Origin of the sequence: Paenisporosarcina antarctica (genome assembly GCF_004367585.1) — a bacterium.
GTDB lineage: Bacteria > Bacillota > Bacilli > Bacillales_A > Planococcaceae > Paenisporosarcina > Paenisporosarcina antarctica.
The window spans coordinates 2214394-2234432 of the sequence record NZ_CP038015.1 but is presented as its reverse complement, the minus strand read 5'-3'; the positions used below and the strand labels follow the sequence as shown (position 1 = coordinate 2234432).

General features: G+C 35.8%; 17 protein-coding genes, 1 tRNA gene and 1 pseudogene. 13 read left to right on the top strand and 6 right to left on the bottom strand.

Annotated features, from left to right (window positions below; all coding sequences use genetic code 11):
* Nucleotides 1-65: 65 nt before the first annotated feature.
* Complete coding sequence (locus E2636_RS11110; RefSeq protein ID WP_134210244.1) at nucleotides 66-1046, bottom strand: TIGR00341 family protein; 981 nt, start codon at nucleotides 1044-1046, stop codon at nucleotides 66-68.
* Between the two features lie 187 nt (nucleotides 1047-1233).
* The gene (locus E2636_RS11105; RefSeq protein ID WP_134210243.1) at nucleotides 1234-2127 is read right to left on the bottom strand and encodes an acyl-ACP desaturase; all 894 of its coding nucleotides are present in this window, start codon (nucleotides 2125-2127) and stop codon (nucleotides 1234-1236) included.
* Nucleotides 2128-2627: 500 nt separating this feature from the next.
* Between E2636_RS11105 and E2636_RS11100 the strand changes: the two genes are divergently transcribed.
* The gene (locus E2636_RS11100) at nucleotides 2628-2873 is read left to right on the top strand and encodes a hypothetical protein (RefSeq protein ID WP_134210242.1); all 246 of its coding nucleotides are present in this window, start codon (nucleotides 2628-2630) and stop codon (nucleotides 2871-2873) included.
* Nucleotides 2874-3043: 170 nt separating this feature from the next.
* A pseudogene (locus E2636_RS11095) lies at nucleotides 3044-4021 on the top strand (NAD(P)-dependent alcohol dehydrogenase).
* A 233-nt stretch (nucleotides 4022-4254) separates the two neighbouring features.
* Here E2636_RS11095 and E2636_RS11090 read toward each other — a convergent pair.
* Both E2636_RS11090 and E2636_RS11085 read right to left on the bottom strand, forming a co-directional pair.
* Nucleotides 4255-4327 (bottom strand) — tRNA-Val (locus E2636_RS11090).
* A gap of 76 nt (nucleotides 4328-4403) precedes the next feature.
* Entirely contained in the window at nucleotides 4404-4928 is a 525-nt protein-coding gene (locus E2636_RS11085; protein ID WP_134210241.1) for a 2'-5' RNA ligase family protein, read from the bottom strand.
* A 319-nt stretch (nucleotides 4929-5247) separates the two neighbouring features.
* On the opposite strand from E2636_RS11085, the gene E2636_RS11080 reads away from it, so the two are divergent.
* Together E2636_RS11080 and E2636_RS11075 are read left to right on the top strand one after the other, a co-directional pair.
* On the top strand, nucleotides 5248-6093 hold the full coding sequence (locus E2636_RS11080) for a DNA-3-methyladenine glycosylase family protein (RefSeq protein WP_134211791.1): 846 nt from the start codon (nucleotides 5248-5250) through the stop codon (nucleotides 6091-6093).
* A 92-nt stretch (nucleotides 6094-6185) separates the two neighbouring features.
* Nucleotides 6186-7463: an MDR family MFS transporter gene (locus E2636_RS11075; RefSeq protein WP_134210240.1), complete on the top strand. Its 1278-nt coding sequence runs from the start codon at nucleotides 6186-6188 to the stop codon at nucleotides 7461-7463.
* Nucleotides 7464-7502: 39 nt separating this feature from the next.
* Here the strand turns inward: E2636_RS11075 and E2636_RS18985 are convergent, their stop codons facing one another.
* Nucleotides 7503-7646: a hypothetical protein gene (locus tag E2636_RS18985; RefSeq protein WP_166669510.1), complete on the bottom strand. Its 144-nt coding sequence runs from the start codon at nucleotides 7644-7646 to the stop codon at nucleotides 7503-7505.
* Between the two features lie 133 nt (nucleotides 7647-7779).
* Between E2636_RS18985 and E2636_RS11070 the strand changes: the two genes are divergently transcribed.
* From E2636_RS11070 to E2636_RS11045, 6 genes are all read left to right on the top strand, one after another.
* A complete protein-coding gene (locus tag E2636_RS11070; protein WP_134210239.1) occupies nucleotides 7780-8718 on the top strand; it encodes a Gfo/Idh/MocA family protein in 939 nt (312 codons plus the stop codon).
* Nucleotides 8719-8860: 142 nt separating this feature from the next.
* The gene (locus tag E2636_RS11065; protein ID WP_134211790.1) at nucleotides 8861-10249 is read left to right on the top strand and encodes an aldehyde dehydrogenase; all 1389 of its coding nucleotides are present in this window, start codon (nucleotides 8861-8863) and stop codon (nucleotides 10247-10249) included.
* Between the two features lie 60 nt (nucleotides 10250-10309).
* Nucleotides 10310-11026, top strand: a complete 717-nt coding sequence (locus E2636_RS11060; protein ID WP_134210238.1) for a response regulator transcription factor — start codon at nucleotides 10310-10312, stop codon at nucleotides 11024-11026.
* Nucleotides 11010-12362, top strand: a complete 1353-nt coding sequence (locus tag E2636_RS11055) for a sensor histidine kinase (protein ID WP_134210237.1) — start codon at nucleotides 11010-11012, stop codon at nucleotides 12360-12362. The genes E2636_RS11060 and E2636_RS11055 overlap by 17 nt, the downstream gene beginning before the upstream one ends.
* 60 nt (nucleotides 12363-12422) lie before the next feature.
* Nucleotides 12423-13151, top strand: coding sequence for a PepSY domain-containing protein (locus E2636_RS11050; RefSeq protein WP_134210236.1), 729 nt, complete (start codon nucleotides 12423-12425; stop codon nucleotides 13149-13151).
* An 87-nt stretch (nucleotides 13152-13238) separates the two neighbouring features.
* Nucleotides 13239-13889 carry a PepSY domain-containing protein gene (locus E2636_RS11045; RefSeq protein WP_134210235.1) on the top strand — a complete coding sequence of 217 codons (651 nt, stop codon included), beginning with the start codon at nucleotides 13239-13241 and terminating at the stop codon, nucleotides 13887-13889.
* 23 nt (nucleotides 13890-13912) lie between these two features.
* On the opposite strand, the gene E2636_RS11040 is transcribed toward E2636_RS11045, so the two are convergent.
* The gene (locus E2636_RS11040; RefSeq protein WP_134210234.1) at nucleotides 13913-15511 is read right to left on the bottom strand and encodes an ATP-binding protein; all 1599 of its coding nucleotides are present in this window, start codon (nucleotides 15509-15511) and stop codon (nucleotides 13913-13915) included.
* A gap of 107 nt (nucleotides 15512-15618) precedes the next feature.
* On the opposite strand from E2636_RS11040, the gene E2636_RS11035 reads away from it, so the two are divergent.
* The 3 genes from E2636_RS11035 to E2636_RS11025 all read left to right on the top strand — a co-directional run bounded on the left by E2636_RS11035 (nucleotide 15619) and on the right by E2636_RS11025 (nucleotide 19964).
* A complete protein-coding gene (locus E2636_RS11035; protein WP_134210233.1) occupies nucleotides 15619-16674 on the top strand; it encodes a M42 family metallopeptidase in 1056 nt (351 codons plus the stop codon).
* Nucleotides 16675-16685: 11 nt separating this feature from the next.
* Nucleotides 16686-18170, top strand: a complete 1485-nt coding sequence (locus tag E2636_RS11030; RefSeq protein WP_134210232.1) for a UDP-N-acetylmuramoyl-L-alanyl-D-glutamate--2,6-diaminopimelate ligase — start codon at nucleotides 16686-16688, stop codon at nucleotides 18168-18170.
* 219 nt (nucleotides 18171-18389) lie between these two features.
* Entirely contained in the window at nucleotides 18390-19964 is a 1575-nt protein-coding gene (locus tag E2636_RS11025) for a peptide chain release factor 3 (RefSeq protein ID WP_134210231.1), read from the top strand.
* The last annotated feature ends 75 nt before the right edge of the window (nucleotides 19965-20039 follow it).

The window sequence follows — 20039 nt, the reverse complement described above, 5'->3', positions numbered from 1 at the left end:
GAGATACCCGACCACTAAACTACAGCTTAGTGGTCGATTACCAATTTGTAAGTATTGAGTAAGTATTAGACGAAGTTTATAAAAATAACTGCAGTTATAAGTACAATTGAGATGATTGAAATAAATAGGAGAGAAAGTTTTCTCGAGATATTTGCATTCTGTAAATCCTTCCAATTGTTTGGTTTAATGCCACTTAACCAAAATACAATCACAGCTGAGAGAAGTATCGAATTAATGTTGACCATTAATAGAATAAACGGTACAACAGCCTCTACCCAGTTACCCGTGCCGAGAGTCATACCGAATACGACAGCAGGTGGTAGTAATGCTACTGAAACCATAACTCCCACAAGTGAGCCTTCATTTCTTTTAATAAAAGAAAGCGCTCCTGCAGCACCTGAGGCGAGGGCAACAACAACATCAATAATTTGAATGTCTGTCCTTGATAGAAACTCATTACTGTATATAGGTGGTAGGAAGAAAAAACCAAATACAGTAGAAATCAATATGGGTATACCTATTCCAAATAATGCCGTCAGTACAGATTGACGAATTAACTTAAAGTCGCCGAGAACTGACGCAAAAGAAACAGCGGTTACAGGACCAATAATAGGGGCGATTACCATAGCTCCAATAACAGTGGCAGGACTGTTTTTTATAATGCCGACAGCTGCAATAACTGAGGAGAAAAGAATAAACCACATATAGCTGATACTCATATGGCTAGATTCCGCAACAGCCTCATATAATTCGTGGCGGCTCGCTCGTTGTAAGTCTTTTTCTTTATCATTTTGTTTCTCTTTTTCCCTAGGAAGATACGTTTGTACAGGTAGCAACATTACTTGATATGTATCCTCTCCGCCGGGCAATTTCTCCAAATAATTAAGGATTAGTTCGACATCATTTGTTTCTACAAGTATCCGTGTTAGCTTCTTTTCATTTAATTCATCGGAAATCCAAAAGGAGACAACAGGGAATTCGCCCTTAATTTCTTCCATATCCAAAAAGTGCGTTGGAGCATATATCTCTAGTAACTGTAATGTCATAATAATCCGTCTCCCATTTTCTAAGAAGAATCTTACAACTTATTATTGCCCCTATTTTCTATTTTTAACGAAAACAAATAGTATCCCATAATAATTATTTTCTTAGTTAAAAATTGAAAAAGTCCTCCACCATTCTAATGTTAGAACGGTGGAGGACCTGGGTAACTTGTATGTTATTTACTTAATTTTATTTATTCTTTTTGTAAAATCGGTCTCTGACTTTTTTCATGCGATCTCGGTACTTTAATATATCGACCCTAGCCGCTTCAGCTTCAGGTGCGATGGGTCTTAAATTTTCGATATCCCAATAGTCGATGATGACTTCAAGAACTTGATCAAAGTATTCTAATGGACCATAATTTGCTTCTTTTGCAATAATCGCCATTCGGTCATCAAAATCAGGCATGACAGCACCTGGCATTTGAAAATTACGGATGACATGACCAAGGTAATAACAATAGTTCGGTTCTAATTGAAGATGAAATTTAATGACATCGCGATAAAAAGCGTAATGCAACGTTTCGTCTTTTGATAAGCGCAAAAGAAGAGTAGATAGCTCGCTGTCATGCTTTCTGGCTACTTTTGCGACATTTGTATAAAAGGCCATCGTCGCAAGTTCCTGCATGGTTGTATAAACCATTGTTTCAAAAGGTGTCGTATAGTCTGGGCTATACCCGCTTTCAACGGTTTGTTTATGTAGTTGGTGAAGACGTTTTGGATCCACACTACGCGTGATTAGTAGATAGGTTTCAAGTAAGTTGGAATGTTGATCTTCTTCGGCAGTCCATGTATGAACAAAATCTCGGACAACGGTTAACGGGCCTTTAAAGGTTTGATCTAGATGTGAAGTGAACCAGGGAAGATTAACTTCTGTCAATAGGGCGGTTTCCACAGCGGTGATAATGTTTGAAGGTAAGGTAACTTGACTTGAGTCCCACGGTACTCTGCGAAAATCTTGAGCCTTGTCCCATGGCAAAAATTCATGATACCCCCAATCTATTTTCTCTGATCGTTTTTTATGCTCCGCATATAGTTTTTGAATTTGGGGCTCTAATCTAAAATCCAGATGATTTGTAAGCATGAAAATACCTCCTTCTATGCCTTTCAAAGTTTTGGGTCCTTTTGTGTGAAATTTATTCATGGACACAAAAGTTTCTTCAAAATGTAATTCACCTTTGTCGGCATTATAAAGTGACGTTGTAAGTTTAGTAGTTTATAATATACCACCAAGAAACGGAATATTCAATTTTTTCTGCGTATAGTAATTAGTCGTCTTTTTTTTGAGCAATGGACAAGTAGGGATTATACATGAACGTAGACATTCAGAAAGTAATCCAGCATAGCAAAAATGGGAAGCTCAAGGTCGAAAAAGAGGTACTAAATGCACAAATAATATAGTTACAGGAAGAAAATGAATAACGTAAATACACAGTAGAGTCATCCACGAATGCTGTAACGAAATAAATATATTTACGAAAGCACTACAAATCGAGATGTGCTTTTCTTAAATAATAATTTTTCATTTTAAAGGAATCCATCGTCTTTTGTAGAATTAATGGATGAAAGAAAGGAGGAGAGAAAATGGTAGATAGAGAAACCTTCAGTTTTTTGTCTGAAAATGAATTTAAGTTGTTTGCTAATATTAAAGCATTTAAAGCAACCAAACCTGAAATAACAGAACTCCCATATAAGGGAGACGGGTTTAAGGACACTGAAGATCGGTATTACGGCTATAAAAATTTAAAAAAGCATAAGTTAATTCATTTTGATGAAAGTAAATTTAATACGGGCTTTATACTCCGTTATTCTGATGTAACTCTATTGTAAGTAGTAAAGCGCACTCACATGTAGTGTGCTTTTTCTATACATAACGTAATGAAAGTGAAATATGAAATATAAAAGCAGGATAGTTTAAGAACAATTATTGAAGAATGAAATCTGTTCTATTTATTCGTATTTGTAAATATTAATGATTACAACGAATTGGAGGAGAATTAATGAAAGCAATTGTATACACAAAGTATGGTCCCCCAGACGTTCTTCAACTGAAAGAGGTAGAAAAACCTGTACCTAAAAATAATGAAATACTGGTAAAAATAAAAGCGACAACCGTAACGGTAGCAGATATTCGGTCACGAAGTGCCTCCCGCTTTTTGGTTGCCAGCCCGAATAGCACTTGGTTTCAGACAACCCAAAAAAGAGATATTGGGGATGGAGTTAGCTGGACGAGTAGAGTCAGTAGGTAAAGATGTAAAGCTGTTTCAGAAAGGTGATCAGATTTTTGCTGCTTCACTAGTGGGTTTTGGTGCTTATGCCGAATATAAGTGTCTGCCAGAAGACGGACCAGTCAGTCTTAAACCCACCAACATCACTTTTGAGGAAGCAGCTGCTATTCCCATCGGAGCACGAACAGCATTGTATTTTCTTAGAAAAGCTAATATTCAAAGTGGCCAAAAGGTTCTTGTGGAGCTTCAGGAAGTGTTGGAACTTTTGCAGTTCAGATTGCCAAGATTTTTGGAGCAAATGTTACGGGGGTATGCAGTACTAAGAATTTAGAATTGGTAAAATCTCTGGGAGCAGATCAGGTAATTGATTACACTGTAGAAGATTTTTCTTCAAAAGGCGAGATGTATGATGTGATCTTTGAAGCGGTAGACAAGAGCTCGTTTTCAGCTTGTATGAAATCGTTAAAAAAGTACGGAACCTATCTAAACATCACTGTACCATTACCAAGTGTTCCAATGCTTTGGACTAAATTGACAACTAGCAAAAAAATAATCTTGAGTCAAAATTCACCTGAAAGTTCCGAAGCTCTAAACTTCCTCAAAGAACTTGTTGAGGCGGAGAAGTTAAAAGTGGTTATTGACCGATCCTATGCGTTTGAAGAAATAGTTGAAGCTCATAGATATGTCGAAAAAGGACATAAGACAGGAAATGTCGTTATAACTGTGGATGAACATAATAACATTTTCTAATAAAAAATGTAGAAGATAGGTATCATTTTAGAACGTTGGAATGGTTTTGGAGTACTTTAGACTAGTCCGTCCTGCTCATGGAGTGGGACTTTTTTATATTCGAATAACACCATATATCATTCGGTTTAACACCAATTCATAAATAAATAGAAAAAAACACCACCTCCGAAGAGATGATGCTTTTTTTGGAGAAACCCTTGTTCCTAAAGGTTTCCTGTGGGTTTGGCACCCAATGATCCCGACTGGGCTCGAACCAGCGACCTCCACCCTGTCAAGGTGGCGCTCTCCCAGCTGAGCTACAAGATCGTTTTTCTAGGACAAATTCTATTATAACGTTCACAGAATAATAGTCAATGATCTAGAAAAGAATATTTCAAATTACTTACTGTAAAAAGTGAGTCCATTCTGTTTGTGCACTACCATTTGCAACCGTCCAACATTCAATAGCCACGGCTTTTCCGACTAGTGTTTCAAAAGACAAGCCTGCACGTTGAAATAATGGACCCCAAACGGTTAGTGGCACATTGTTAATTAACGTTGCATGAGGAACCCATTTACCTGGTAAGTATGGAGAAATTACATTTGTATGTAAATTCGAAATTAGAGAAAATAGTTCGCGATGAAATAACTCTAATTCTTTAGTGACCACTGGTGCTGCAAAAAATGTACCTTGTTGTTTGAAGAATCCCAGGGATGATAAAGATATATCAAGTTGTTTTTGTTTTTCAATCCATAATTTAACTCGTTCATTTAAAACAAGCGGGTTAATATGTTCAAAATTAAATAAGCTAATATGAGGTGGTAGAGGTGTTTCTTTAATTCGACTTGAAGCGATTAATAAGTCTTTAATAGTATGTTCTAATTGTGTAGATAATTTGTAATCAAAACGTAAAACTAGTACTTGCATGAAAAGTTCTCCTTCTTTATCCCCAAATATTTTGAATCCTGGAACTCGCTTCGAAACCAAGAGAGTCGGTTTTCAAGAGTGTAATATTTCCCGCTAGATATATCTATTAAATTTATACTTACAGTTTCAATCTTTCAGTTATACTTTAATTTAAATATAATATCATCAACCATGACTTGTTAATAGAGTCAGGACTTCTAATTACTTACCACATGATAAGAAATAACTAAAAAAACTAAACTGCCACCATGCTATTTAACATCAATTCATCTTATCATATAAGTATGAGTCAAATATACCGAAGAGAAAGGATATGACCATGACAGAATATATCAAATTAAACTTCACGTATGATTTTGGTCGTGTACTCGACCGCCTTTCAATGGACCCTTTGATATCTTTAAATAAAGGAGAACGATATGTTCTTGTGACGACTGGAGAGCGCAAGGTCCATAAAGTTCAGGCCACAGGAACAACAGAATCTCCAACATTTCTAATAGAAGGAACAACTAACGAACAACAATTACAAACCATTAAAGAAATTTTTCATTTTAATCGGTCACTCGAGCCCATTCATGCTCATTTCGCCCACACCAATTTAGCTTCTTTATTTGAAGAGCATAGAGGAACACCCATTATTAGAGAGTTTTCGTTATATGCGACGTTAATGAAAAGCATCATACATCAACAATTAAATTTATCATTTGCCCATACACTTACGACTCGTTTCGTTCATACATTTGGTGAGCAAATAGAAGGTGTTTGGTTCTACCCACAACCTGAAGTGATAGGACAACTTCAAGTTGAACATTTACGAGAACTACAATTTAGTACAAGAAAAGCAGAATACGTGATCGGAGTGTCACAAGCCATAGCTAGTGGCGAACTCAATCTCGAAGCCCTTGCTCAACGAGACGATGAAACAATTACGCAAACACTGGTCAAATACCGTGGAATCGGACCGTGGACAGCAGGTAGCTTTTTACTATTTGGTTTAGGAAGACCAAATTTATTCCCACTTGCAGATATAGGACTTCAAAATGCATTGAAAAAACTTTGGGCAACTCCCGATAAACCAAAAGCTGAAGAGATTGCAGCTCACTTTCCCGATTGGTCACCTTATTTAAGTTACGCATCGCTTTATTTGTGGAGAAGTATAGAATAACCTCAGACTAATTATGTATGTCAAAGAAACTAGTCACAGTGCTACACTATAATAAAAGTAATAGATAGATGAAAGTTTAGGGAGAAGACATCATGAGAATTAGAGATTGGGATCGGAGTTTAAAAGCAAGGCTAATTGGAGAAGCGTTTATGAACATAACGTTCTGGATGTTTTTTCCATTCCTTGCTATTTATTTTGCGGAAGAATTCGGCAAAACGACAGCTGGTTTATTATTAATTTTGTCGCAGGTTTTTTCAGTAGCAGCTAATTTAGTTGGAGGCTATTGTGCCGATCAATATGGTCGTCGAACGATGATGGTTTTGTCTTCTTTTGGACAGGGCGGTGCATTTTTCTTATTTGCACTTGCAAACTCATCAATTTTGGACTCGCCAAGTTTAGGGTTTATCGCATTTTCAATAGCTAGCGTATTTGGATCATTATATTGGCCAGCTAGTCAAGCAATGGTAGCCGATGTGGTCTCTGAAGAACATCGCAGTGAAGTCTTTGCTGTTTTTTATACTTCCATGAATATTGCAGTAGTTATAGGACCAATACTTGGCGGGATTTTCTTCTTTAGTTACAGATTTGGATTAATGGTGACTGCAGGATTAGTATGCATTTTATTAGCTTGGATACTAATCAAATTTACCAAGGAAACGAAACCATCTAATTCCGACTCGTTAATAAACAATACGTCAAAAGGTTTTATGTACGCCATTCAAACGCAAGTAAAAGATTATGGGGTAATATTGAAAGACAAATTATTTTTACTTTTCATCATAGCTGGAATTTTAAGCGCACAAACCTTTATGCAATTAGATTTATTATTGCCTATTTACGTAAAAGAAGTTATTGGAAATCAGACTCTAGGGACTTGGTTTGGAAGTGAAGTGAAACTAACAGGAGAGCTGGCCTTTAGCCTTCTTATTTCAGAGAATGGTTTACTTGTTGCCTTATTAACTGTTGCCGTTACAAGATTGGTCATATCATTTAAAGAAAAAAATATATTTTTTGTTTCATCTGTTTTATATGCTGTTGCAATGGTTGTTTTTTCATTGTTTGATTCGTTTTGGATTTTCATTTTGGCAATGGCAATCTTTACGTTTGGTGAACTAATGACTGTAGGTATTCAACAGAGCTTTATTTCGAAGTTGGCTCCTGAACATATGCGTGGGCAATATTTTGCAGCAGCAAGTCTTCGCTACACAGTGGGACGCATGATTGCACCGATATCTATTCCTATGACCGTATGGTTTGGATTCTTTTGGACATTTATGATCATTGCGATATTAGCAGTGGTTAGTGCGTTTGTTTACTATTTCATGTTTTATATCTTTGAACAAAAAAATACAGCTTCTCCTAAAATTTAAAGGGGAAGCTGTAAAAAAGTATCAGATATTTCATCTATTTTATTGTTCCTTTGTTTCGACATCTTCAGTAGTATTAAGGTAAATAAATGACTCTTCCTCTAATTCATTTAAGCGTTCTTTGTTAATGCCTAAGCTCAAATTCCCTGAAAAAATAGGTTCCCACCAAATTTCTGTTTTAACCACGTCAATTACCTCCTTTTAATTATCTTAATTATTCGTTAATTATTTACCTTTAATATGTCCACATTATAAACCATTTTTCATATAAATTCATCTTATTAAGTAAAAAAATTATTAGTGAGAAGGAGTTTCCATTATGGATCAAACCACATTTGCAATAATAGGTACTGGAATTATAGGAGAACGTATTATTCAACAACTTTTAGCAAATTCTAATTGTAAAATTGTCAGTGTGTTCGATGAAAATGTCCAACGATTAAAAGAGATGAAGGATAAGTACCAATTACCAAGTGCATGTTCTTTAGATGAATTATATGAGACTAAACCTGACTGGGTATATATTGGTACACCTCCTAATAGTCATGCCTCACTTGCTGTGCAAGCCGCTAATCAAGGTTGTTTTGTGTTATCTGAAAAGCCACTTGCACACGATGTTGAAAGTGGGAAGTTAATGGTAGAGAGTGCAAAAAATACGAATGTGTTAACGGCGATGCATTTCCCTCTTATGTACAGCCCAGCTATTCAAACATTAATGAATGAAGTAGTTAACTGCTCCCTTGGAGAAATAATTCGTGTTGAACTACATACATACTTCCCACATTGGCCAAGAAAATGGCAACAAAACCCTTGGATTGGTTCACGTGCTCAAGGTGGCTTTATAAGAGAAGTATTTCCACATTACTTTCAAATCATGTATCGACTTCTCGGGAAATTTTCTTTTTCAGCTCATCAAACCATCTATCCTGCAGATCCACAATTATGTGAAATCGGATCAACGGCAATCGGTCAAACTGATTCAGGTATCCCAATAGTTGTTAATGGTTTATCTGGAATGGGACAACAAGAAACACTGCTATTTAAGGTCATTGGTACTGAAAAAGTAATGACAATAAAAAATTGGTCAGAGCTATGGGTAAGTGAGATTGATCAACCTGAAACAAGAGTTGAGTTAAATGAACAACCAAAAACGTTATGGGATGCGTGTCATGATGCAAAAAATGGTCGTGAAGAATCACTTGTGTCATTTGAAGAAGGACTAATTGTGCAACGATGGATTGATGAATTATTAATTTAAAAAGCTTAGCATTTGTTAATTAAAATCATATATACAAAAATAAATAAGTAAATAATTTAGACATCTATTTAATAGGTGTCTATTTTTGCGTGACATGAATCCACCCGATACAATAAAGAAATAGAAGACGGGAGTGATGAACATTAATTTCACGGCTCAAGACGTAGAACGCATGATTCAAGTGCAGCACGATTATTATTACACGGGTGCCACGAAATCAGCAGAATTCCGAAAACTACAATTAAGTAAGTTAAAACAGGCCATACAACTACATGAACAAGAAATCATTCAAGCACTATATAAAGATTTACGCAAAAGTGAATTTGAAGCATACGCTACAGAAGTAGGGTTTGTACTTGATAGTATAGGCTTTATGACTAAGCATTTGGACGATTGGATGAAGCCAGAATCAGTTAAAACAGCACTTCATTTACAGCCTGCAAAAAGTTTTATTGTACGAGAACCATATGGCTCTGCATTGATAATTGGTCCATTTAACTATCCATTCCAACTTGTTATGGAACCGTTAATTGGAGCAATTATCGGTGGGAATTGTGCCATTGTGAAGCCTTCAGAATCAGCTATTTATACGGCAGCTGTCATTCGAAAAGTGATAGAGTCAGCGTTTACACCTAACTATATTCTTGTTGTAGAGGGTGAACGTGAAGAAACATCAGCACTTATTCATGCGCCATTTGATACCATTTTCTTTACCGGCAGTGTTGCCGTTGGAAAAGTAGTGATGAAAGCAGCAGCTGAGAGATTAACGCCAGTAACTTTAGAACTTGGTGGTAAAAGTCCGGCAATTATTGATCACACAGCGAATTTAGAAGTCGCAGCAAAACGTATTGCATGGGGCAAGTTTGTCAATGCAGGTCAAACTTGTGTGGCTCCCGATTATTTACTTGTCCATCATAAAGTGAAGGATCAGTTCATTAAATTATTAACACAAACGATAAAAGATTTTTACGGGAAAGATGCACAAATTAGTCCTGATTATGGACGTATCATTAACGTCAAACAATTTAATCGCTTAAAGCAACTAATTAACCAAGAAGGTCTACACATTGTTGCAGGCGGTAATATGGATGAAGAGGATCTGTATATTGAGCCAACCTTACTTGATAGGGTTTCTTGGAATAACCCTTCGATGGAAGATGAAATATTTGGCCCTATTTTACCGATTTTAACGTATGAGCGTTTGGAAACAGCGATTCGACAAATACGAAAACTACCTAAACCGTTATCTGCATATTTATTTAGTGAAAACGACAAAGCCATTCAATTCTTTTTAGAAGAACTGCCTTTTGGTGGAGGGTGCATAAATGATACAGTTTCGCATGTAGGAAGTTCTCATATGCCGTTTGGCGGAGTAGGTTCTTCAGGTATGAATGGTTATCATGGAAAATATAGTTTCGAAGCATTTACACATGCTAAATCGATATTAAAGAAAAGCACTAAAATACCGTTAAATCTTGTATTTCCACCATACAAAAATAAAGTGAAACTTGTGAAGTCGTTACTCCGATAAGGAGAGCGACTTTTTTGCTTTTTTGATAGAATGAAATAAAAAGTAGAAGGAGAACACATTATGAGTGAACGAATCTTAATTATTGAAGATGAAAAGAATATCGCCCGTGTTCTTCAATTAGAGTTAGAGTTTGAAGGATATACAACAGGCATTGCATACTCGGGTACGGATGGGTTAATCATATATCGTGAGCAATCGTGGGATCTTGTGTTACTTGACTTGATGCTACCAGGGTTGTCGGGTCTAGATGTGTTACGTCGAATACGAGCCGATGAAGCACAAGTTCCAGTCATCTTATTGACCGCTAAAGATAGTGTCGAGGATAAAGTGTCTGGCCTTGATCTAGGGGCTAATGATTATGTGACGAAACCTTTTCAAATGGAGGAATTACTTGCGCGAATTCGAGCTAACCTAAGACTAAAAAAACGCGAATTGGCTATTAAAGAAGTACCTGATCTGTTCAATCACCATTTCAAAGACTTAACTCTCCATGAACAAACACGTGAAGTAAATAGAGATGAACGTAAAATTGAATTAACGCCAAGAGAGTTCGACTTATTGCTTCATTTAATGAAACATCCTAATCAAGTGTTGTCGCGTGAACAACTTCTGGACTCGGTATGGGGCTACAATTATTACGGGGAGACGAATGTAGTTGATGTCTATATTCGATATTTACGCAAGAAAATTGATTTCAATGAAACACACAAATATATTCAAACTGTACGAGGCGTAGGCTATGTGTTAAAGGAGCAGAGAGATGAAATTAAAAACTAAAATTCATCTATACTCAACGCTATTAATGTTATTAATCTTAGTTATTACGAACGTTGGAATTTATTATATTTATAGCCAAAATACGTATGAAACAGAGCTGCAACAATTACGAACTGAATCTGAAAGTTTAGTTCATGCTATAAGTCAAATGACTGAATCTACAAATCCTGCTACGGTTTTACGTGCTTATTCTCCAGCTAATGGTGGCGTGAGAATTGTTAATACCTTAGGTGAAATAGAGGTAGCAGTAAATACTACAGATCAGGTGGTTGCAGTGAAGGTTGAATCAGTTACAGAGGAAATACACGAAGTTAAAACGATTAACGGAACAAAAATGTTGACCTTATCTGTACCAATCATTGATGGTTCAGGTGCGATTACACAATTGCAAATTATTCAAGTGTTAACAGATGTCGAAAGAAATTTGACTGAATTAAAACTAATATTAATTAGCATCACGCTAGTAGGAACTATTCCAATTCTAATTTCAAGTATTGTGCTCGGAAAAATTGTCACTCAACCCATACAAAAATTAATTGGAACAATGAAACGCATTCAAAATAGTGGGAACTATGAGCGAATAAAAACGAAGGATGATCGTAAAGATGAGCTTGCACATCTCGAATATACATTTAACGATACAATGAAATTGCTCGAACGAAATTATAAAAAACAAGAACAGTTCGTGTCAGACGCTTCGCATGAACTAAAGACTCCATTAACAGTGATTGAAAGTTACGCAAGTCTTGTTAATCGTCGAGGGATTAGCGACCCAAAAATAATACAAGAAGCAACGCAAGCCATCTTAGAAGAATCAGTTCGTATGCGTGACATGATTGAACAAATGTTACAACTAGCTCGATATGACGAAGAAATGGTAATCAGTCGACAAACAATTGAACTACTACCAGTCATTAATCAGACGCTTCGTTCGATGAAGCAAGCTTATCATCGCAAGTTCAATTTAATTATAGACCCGGATTTTGAGACAATTACCTACAAAACTGATGAGCAAAAGTTAAAACAATTGTTATTTATTTTCTTAGATAATGCTCGAAAGTATAGCGAAGACGAAATTGATATGCATATGACAGAGACTACCAACTTGATTAAAATTGCGATCACCGATAGAGGTATAGGCATTCCTAAAGATGCTATTCCTCATGTATTTGATCGTTTTTACAGAGTTGATGAGGCACGAAATCGTAAAACGGGTGGCACAGGTTTAGGATTGTCACTGGCTAAAGAAATAGCAAAAGGTCTTCAGATTAAGCTGGTAATTGAAAGTGATATAGATGCAGGAACTACTGTAACGCTTGAATTACCTAAAATATAAACGGATTCTCATTGAATTTTAATGTTCATCTAATACCCTTAGTAGAAAGGGGGCGTACTCATGACATTTTTCACTAAAAAATGGTTTATTCCACTCTTACTAACAATTATTATAGTTGGAGGAGGCGCTGTTTACATGTGGAAATTGACCAGTGAAGAAGAAATAGTAACCAAAGAAGAAATACAATCTCGTATTGAACAAATGTATGGAGATTCCATCTCTAATCTAATTCGAAAGAATGACCGTTATATAGCACAAATAAACCGTCGAGATGGCTTATATGAGATTGTTGCAGACACTTCAAAAGGCGATATTATTTCGATTACACTACTCGAACAAGCTACTAAACAGCAGCTTCCTATTAAGACTAAAGAGGACATTCAATCGATTGTTTCCCGCGAATATGAAGGGACGATCGAACGCATGGTGTTGAGCAGTGAAATGGAGCAACCATTCTATGCTGTGGACATTGCAAAAGATGAAACACTGATTACCTTAACGATCGATGCAGTAACAGGAAGCATTTTAGATAGCAAGAAAAAGCAAACGACTGCAGAGCAAGCTCTGATTAGCAAAGATCAAGCAATAATTAAAGCAAACACACAGTTGACTGGAGAAGTTCAATATATTACGTATGAAGAAACTTCAGACGGTGGCTATTATCTAATTGAAATTGAATCGGAAGATGATCGCGAAGCCGTCATTCAAGTGCATGGAGTGTCAGGTGAAATTCTATCTGTTACTTGGGATGATCAAGACGATGACGATGACGATTCAGATGATGATTAAATTTCTCATTAATTTCTCATAATTCTCTCCGAGTTCTCTCATGTTGGTAAGTTAACATGAAAGTATCAAACAAAGGAGGAAATAAAAATGAAAAACTTGAAGAGTAAATGGATGGCTGTCTCGATAATAACTGGAGTACTAGTACTTGGAAGTATCGTAATGGTAGCTGGAGCAAATCAAAACTTTGACAAAGTAAGTGTGAGTGGAGAGAAGCAGGCAAATATGTTAACGAAAGAAGAAATTACTGAAAAAGCCCTAACAGTAGTCGACGGCACTGTGTCAGAAGTTGAATTCGAAACAAATTCATTTCGTACTATTTATGAAGTTGAAATTAAAAAAGATGGGTTTGAATATGATTTAGATCTAGATGCGTTTACTGGTGAAGTGTTGAAGAAAGACAAGACAACAGATGACATGGAAGACGACTATAATAATGATGACGATAGTTCAAAAATAAATTCAATTAAAGTAGTTGTGACAACAGCAGATGCAATTAAAATCGCACTAAAAGAAGCAACTGGATCTGTGACTGAAGTTGAACTTGAAAGAGAAAATTCTTTATCGTTTTATGAAATTGAAATTAAAGATGGAAATAAAGAAGTAAAGGTCAAGGTGGATGCAAATTCCGGTGCTGTTTTATCAGTTAAACAAGATAATGACAATGATGACAATGATGACAATGATGACAATGATGACAATGATGACAATGATGACAATGATGACAATGATGAAGAATAATTAAAAAAACCAGCGATCTCCTTTTAATTGGATATCGCTGGTTTTCTGCGTTCTTTATAGGGTAAGAATATAGAAACTACTGTCCCTTTGTTTAAACGACTATTAATACTGATTTTCCCACCGTGTTCTTGAATAATTTTTTGGGTTATCATCATACCAAGTCCTGTACCAGTTGTTTTAGTGGTGAAAAATGGTTCAAAGATTTGATTAATTACTTCTTGAGTCATTCCTTCTCCGTTATCTTCAATATGTATACTCACAAAATCTTCATTTTCATATTCTGTAGAGATGTGAAGAGACCCTTCTTTTTTAAATGCCTCAATTGCATTTTTAATAATATTAATTAACACTTGTTTAATTTGATTTTGTTCGCCAACAACAACCACATTTGGAACACTCTTTGATTCTGTTAAGACAATCCCTCTTAAATTAAGTTCAGGGCTAAACAAGACAACTATGTCTTGAATGGTTTTTTCTAAATTAAATTCTTTAGTAGTTCTAACATGGGGTTTTGCAAGAATTAAAAATTCACTTATGATTAAATTAATCCGTTCAAGTTCCGACTCAATTAATTTTGTATAGGTTTGATATGGGTGTTGATCATCAGCATTCATCATTTGAATAAAACCTGAAATCACTGTCATTGGATTACGAATTTCATGTGCAACGCCAGCAGCAATCTCTCCAGCTAATTTCAACTTCTCTGACTGTACTATAAGCTTTTCAGCTTCTTTACGAAAGGAAATATCACGTGTAATGACAGACATTGCGACCATTTCACCGCTCTTATCATAAATTGGACTGAGCGTTAGTTGAGCATCAAAGAAGGTACCATTTCTTTTCATATCTTTCGTTTCAAATGAATATAAACTTTCACCTTTTAATACTTTTTTTATTCTCTCCCTTGCTGCTTGTGCATTTTCAGGGGGGACAAGAGGAATGTGTTTGCCAATACATTCTTGTCGACTCCATCCGTACAACAATTCAAAGGCAGGATTTACTTCAATGATTCGAGCATCTAAATCAAAAACAGCAATACCATCTTTAGCATTTTCAAAAAACATTTGCAAATAGCCATCTCTTGAGTCGAGAGCACGTTCTAAAGTGATTTGCTGTTGTTCCATTTCGGTCCATGATTTTTCTATAAAGTGCGAATGGATAATAGCTGTTACACTCATTAATACCATTAAAAATAAGAGAACATATATATCAGCAAACTCAATAGAACCTTCAAAACGAGTAAAGTAAGTATTAAATAAAAAGATGACTTCAATCAAGGTTACCGGTAAAAGAATTAAACTTGGAATGATTGAGTGGTATAATGAAGCCACGAATAGTGGATAAACAAAAAGTAATATATGTATGTAATAAGGTGAATCTATATTTATATATAAGATATATCCATTCAATCCTGTTAAAATGAGGATTTGCAACATTTCATTATTTATTTTTATTCGACGTAGAAAGAATAACAACCCACAATATAATATAACGATAAATGGGATTGAAGTTGTAAATTTGTAAGGAAAAAACAAACTAGATATAGTATGCAGAAGTAAGCCAATTGCAAATAAATCGATAAACAAGTGATTGCGTTTTATTAAGAGTAGAGATTTGTCCATTGTTCACCTCGTAGTTGAAGTAGTTGTTTCTTTATCATACATGATTTGGCAGTGTCAGAACATGTTGAATTTTGGTATGATATTTATATATATATAGGAGGTTTTTTATGTCAAGCGCATTTAAAGAGAAAGAAACGGTGCAATTACTTCAAAAACTTGTAGAAATTCCAAGTCCATCGGGATATACAAAAGAAATTATGCAATTTATGGCTTCGATATTAGATAATCTGCAAGTACCTTATAAACAAACGAATAAAGGTGCCCTAATTGCAACTATAGAAGGTAAAGATACGTCTAGACATAGACTATTAACAGCCCATACAGACACACTCGGTGCTATGGTAAAAGAAATTAAGGGAAGCGGTAGACTTAAACTGTCAATGATTGGTGGCTTTAAGTGGAATTCTGTTGAAGGCGAATATTGTTACATACATACTGCCTCTGGTAAGAAAGTGCGCGGAACTATTCTTATGCATCAAACGTCTGTACATGTTTACAAAAATGCAGGTTCAGCAGACCGCAGTGTAGAAAATATTGAAGTTCGATTAGATGAAAAAGTATTGAACGCAGATGAAACTCAAAATCTAGGAATTGAAGTAGGCGACTTTGTGTCATTCGATCCACGATTCGAGGAAACAGATTCTGGTTTCATTAAATCACGTCATTTGGACGATAAAGCAAGTACGGCATTATTATTACAACTGATTGCTTCAATTAAAGAAAATGACTTGAAAATTCCAAATACTACACATTTCTATATTTCAAATAATGAGGAAATTGGTTATGGTGGGAACTCGAATATTCCATCTGAAGTAGTTGAATATATTGCTGTAGATATGGGTGCTATTGGAGATGGTCAAACATCTGATGAATATACCGTATCTATTTGCGCAAAAGATTCATCTGGTCCATATCATTATGAATTTACACGTAAATTGGTAGAACTTGCGAAAAAGCATGATATTGCATACAAACTAGATATTTATCCGTATTATGGTTCAGATGCTTCCTCTGCATTACGTGCAGGTTTCGATGTAAAGCATGCCTTGTTCGGACCTGGAATTGAATCGTCACATGCTTTTGAACGAACACATATAGATTCATTGAAACATTCTGCAGCACTATTAGAAGCTTATGTGCTCTCTCCAATGGAGACAGAATAGGAGGAAAGCAAATGCAGTCAACGGACTTAATCAGTTGCTTGCCGGCTAAAGAAATCTACGGAATACTTCCTAAAGAAGTGTTCGCTATTGCAGTTGACTCACGAAGTGTACAACTTGAAAGTGTTTTTATCTGTATAAGAGGATATACCGTGGATGGACATGATTACGCCATGCAAGCAATTGAAAGTGGAGCAAAAATAATTGTTTCAGAAAAATATCTTGAACTAGACTACACCCGTGTTGCTTGCATTGTTGTGAGTGATACAACGCGAGCAATAGGGTTGTTGGCTTCAAAATTTTATGGCTATCCCTCAAAAGATATGACGATGATTGGGGTTACCGGAACAAATGGCAAAACGAGTGTGAGTGGAATTTTGCATAATATACTACTAGGGTTAAAAGAGAACTCTTCTTTAACTGGAACGATTGGTTTTAATTTAAATGGACAACTTTATGATTCTGCAAATACAACAAGTGATGCACTGAATACACAACTTATGATTCACCGGGCAAAAAGTGAAGGTTGTAAAACGATGATTATGGAAGTCTCTTCTCACGGATTGGTACTTAGTCGATTAGCTGGTGTTGATTTTGATGTCGCGATCTTCACTAATTTAACGCATGATCATCTAGATTTTCATGGAACAATGGAGCAATATGGACAAGCGAAAGGGTTATTATTTTCCCAATTAGGACAAGACTTACAACGTGCGAAACATGCAATTGTGAACGCGGATGATTTGTGGTCTGAACGGTTAAAGGAAATGACATGCTATCCAGTATGGACGTACGCCATTCATCAACCTGCACAGTTTCAAGGAAGTAATATTCAACTTCAATCCAATTGCACACAATTTGAAATGAGTACTCCAGAAGGTATTTTCCCAGTTCGCATGAATTTACTTGGTGAGTTCAATGTATATAATGCTTTAGCAGCAACGACAGCATTATATACACAAGGATATTCAATACCTGAAATTCTTGAACAACTTGAACAAATTCCTCCAGTCAAAGGGCGAATGGAGAGATTAGATAATGAGTTACCAATATCCATATTTATCGATTATGCTCATACACCTGATGCGATTGAAAAGGCAATTTCTTCTGTATTACCCTACAAAACAAATAAACTTATCTTTTTAGTCGGAACGGGTGGAAATCGAGATCGTTCTAAACGACCAGTAATGGCACTAAAAGCTTCAGTTGCTGATTACGTTATTTTAACGACAGATGATCCTCGTGATGAATCATATGAGTCAATTCTTAGCGATTTAGAAAAAGGCATGCTCCATAAAAATTATGCATGTATTGGAGATCGTGAAGCGGCTGTAAAACATGCAATATCTATATCAGAACCTGGAGATATCATTATTTTTGCAGGTAAAGGCCATGAAGATTATCAAATCATTGGTCGTACTAAATATCCGCATAGTGATGGAGATATTGCTGTATTAGCAGGCAAGGTGAAATTTCAAGATTCCCCATCTCGTTCTTAAGAAAGCAATATAAGCTTTTGAACGCTCCGACTTTATAAGGATGAAATGCGTTTTTATCCCTCTATTAGTAGTCGTCTGTGGTAAATGTTTATCTGTGGAGCTAGACATCGTAACAAAGAACCGATCTGCTGATCGGTTCTTTCGGCATTTAGTGTACTTGTAATTAATTGAAAAAATCAATATGATAGTAAAGGAAAAAAAGAAGGAGAATACCTAATCATGACACCAAAAGTTCAAGACCAAATACAAGCTAGAAGAACATTTGCAATCATTTCACATCCTGATGCTGGTAAAACGACAATGACAGAAAAGCTGCTATTTTTTGGTGGTGCCATTCGAGACGCTGGAACAGTGAAAGCTAGAAAAACAGGGAAGTTTGCTACATCAGATTGGATGGAAATTGAAAAACAACGTGGAATTTCAGTTACCTCTTCTGTTATGCAATTTGATTATGATGATTTCCGTATCAATATTTTAGATACACCAGGTCACCAAGATTTCAGTGAAGATACATACCGTACTTTAATGGCGGTTGATAGTGCTGTAATGATTGTAGATGTTGCAAAAGGAATAGAAGCGCAAACGATTAAATTATTTAAAGTATGTCGCTTACGTGGAATTCCTATCTTTACATTTATTAATAAATTAGACCGTCAAGGCAAGGAACCACTTGAATTAATGGCAGAGTTAGAAGAAGTCCTAGGCATTGAATCGTATGCGATGAATTGGCCTATTGGTATGGGTAAAGAATTTTTAGGTATTTATGATCGTCATAATAACCGTATTGAGCAATTCCGTACAGAAGAAAAAGACCGCTTTTTACCCTTAGATGAAAATGGTGGATTAGCCGGCGAACATTCGATGAAACAAACTTCTTATTACACACAAGCTTTAGATGATATTCTGTTATTGAATGAAGCGGGAAATGACTTTGATCATGAAAAAGTTAAGACTGGAAAAATGACTCCTGTCTTTTTCGGAAGTGCTTTAACAAACTTTGGTGTACAAACATTTTTAGAAACATATTTACAATTTGCTCCCACACCACAACCGCGTAAAACTGATGCAGAAGAAGTAATCAATCCAGTCTCAGATGAATTCTCAGGATTTATTTTTAAAATTCAAGCGAATATGAATCCAGCTCACCGTGACCGTATAGCATTTGTCCGTATAGTTTCAGGAAAGTTTGAACGTGGAATGACCGTCACTTTATCTCGTACCGGTAAAACCTTTAAATTAACTCAATCGACACAATTTTTAGCTGATGATCGTGAAACAGTTGAGGTAGCAGTAGCTGGAGATATTATAGGATTGCATGACACGGGAAGTTATCAAATTGGCGATACCATTGTGGGTGGTAAGAGATTGTTTAATTACGAGAAGTTACCACAGTTCACACCTGAATTATTTGTCCGTGTTACAGCGAAAAATGTCATGAAATCTAAGCATTTTCATAAAGGGATTATGCAGTTAGTACAAGAGGGTGCGATTCAATATTATAAAACTCTACACACGGAAGACGTGATACTAGGGGCTGTTGGTCAACTACAATTTGAAGTATTCGAATATCGGATGAAAAATGAGTACAACGTGGAAGTCCGTATGGAACCTATTGGGAACAAAATTGCACGTTGGATTCAAAATGAAAGTGATGTAAAAGAATCTATGTCAAGTCCAAGAAGCATGCTCGTACGTGATCGATATGATCGATATGTCTTTTTGTTTGAGAATGATTTTGCCATGCGCTGGTTCCTAGATAAAAATAATAATATCGAATTGTATAGTTTGTTATAAAAATCAGCCGTATTGTGGATGCCACTGAAAAAGACTGCTTAATGAAAAAGAGAATAATGGTTCTTTGTCAAATGA

Excerpts from the sequence above, each read along its gene's own strand:
- E2636_RS11040 (WP_134210234.1), bottom strand. The coding sequence starts at position 15,511 with ATGGACAAATCTCTACTCTTAATAAAACGCAATCACTTGTTTATCGAT.
- E2636_RS11070 (WP_134210239.1), top strand. The coding sequence starts at position 7,780 with ATGGATCAAACCACATTTGCAATAATAGGTACTGGAATTATAGGAGAA.
- E2636_RS11110 (WP_134210244.1), bottom strand. The coding sequence starts at position 1,046 with ATGACATTACAGTTACTAGAGATATATGCTCCAACGCACTTTTTGGAT.
- E2636_RS11045 (WP_134210235.1), top strand. The coding sequence starts at position 13,239 with ATGAAAAACTTGAAGAGTAAATGGATGGCTGTCTCGATAATAACTGGA.
- E2636_RS11030 (WP_134210232.1), top strand. The coding sequence starts at position 16,686 with ATGCAGTCAACGGACTTAATCAGTTGCTTGCCGGCTAAAGAAATCTAC.
- E2636_RS11075 (WP_134210240.1), top strand. The coding sequence starts at position 6,186 with ATGAGAATTAGAGATTGGGATCGGAGTTTAAAAGCAAGGCTAATTGGA.
- E2636_RS11035 (WP_134210233.1), top strand. The coding sequence starts at position 15,619 with ATGTCAAGCGCATTTAAAGAGAAAGAAACGGTGCAATTACTTCAAAAA.
- E2636_RS11080 (WP_134211791.1), top strand. The coding sequence starts at position 5,248 with ATGACAGAATATATCAAATTAAACTTCACGTATGATTTTGGTCGTGTA.
- E2636_RS11105 (WP_134210243.1), bottom strand. The coding sequence starts at position 2,127 with ATGCTTACAAATCATCTGGATTTTAGATTAGAGCCCCAAATTCAAAAA.
- E2636_RS11085 (WP_134210241.1), bottom strand. The coding sequence starts at position 4,928 with ATGCAAGTACTAGTTTTACGTTTTGATTACAAATTATCTACACAATTA.
- E2636_RS11050 (WP_134210236.1), top strand. The coding sequence starts at position 12,423 with ATGACATTTTTCACTAAAAAATGGTTTATTCCACTCTTACTAACAATT.
- E2636_RS11025 (WP_134210231.1), top strand. The coding sequence starts at position 18,390 with ATGACACCAAAAGTTCAAGACCAAATACAAGCTAGAAGAACATTTGCA.
- E2636_RS11100 (WP_134210242.1), top strand. The coding sequence starts at position 2,628 with ATGGTAGATAGAGAAACCTTCAGTTTTTTGTCTGAAAATGAATTTAAG.
- E2636_RS11060 (WP_134210238.1), top strand. The coding sequence starts at position 10,310 with ATGAGTGAACGAATCTTAATTATTGAAGATGAAAAGAATATCGCCCGT.
- E2636_RS11055 (WP_134210237.1), top strand. The coding sequence starts at position 11,010 with ATGAAATTAAAAACTAAAATTCATCTATACTCAACGCTATTAATGTTA.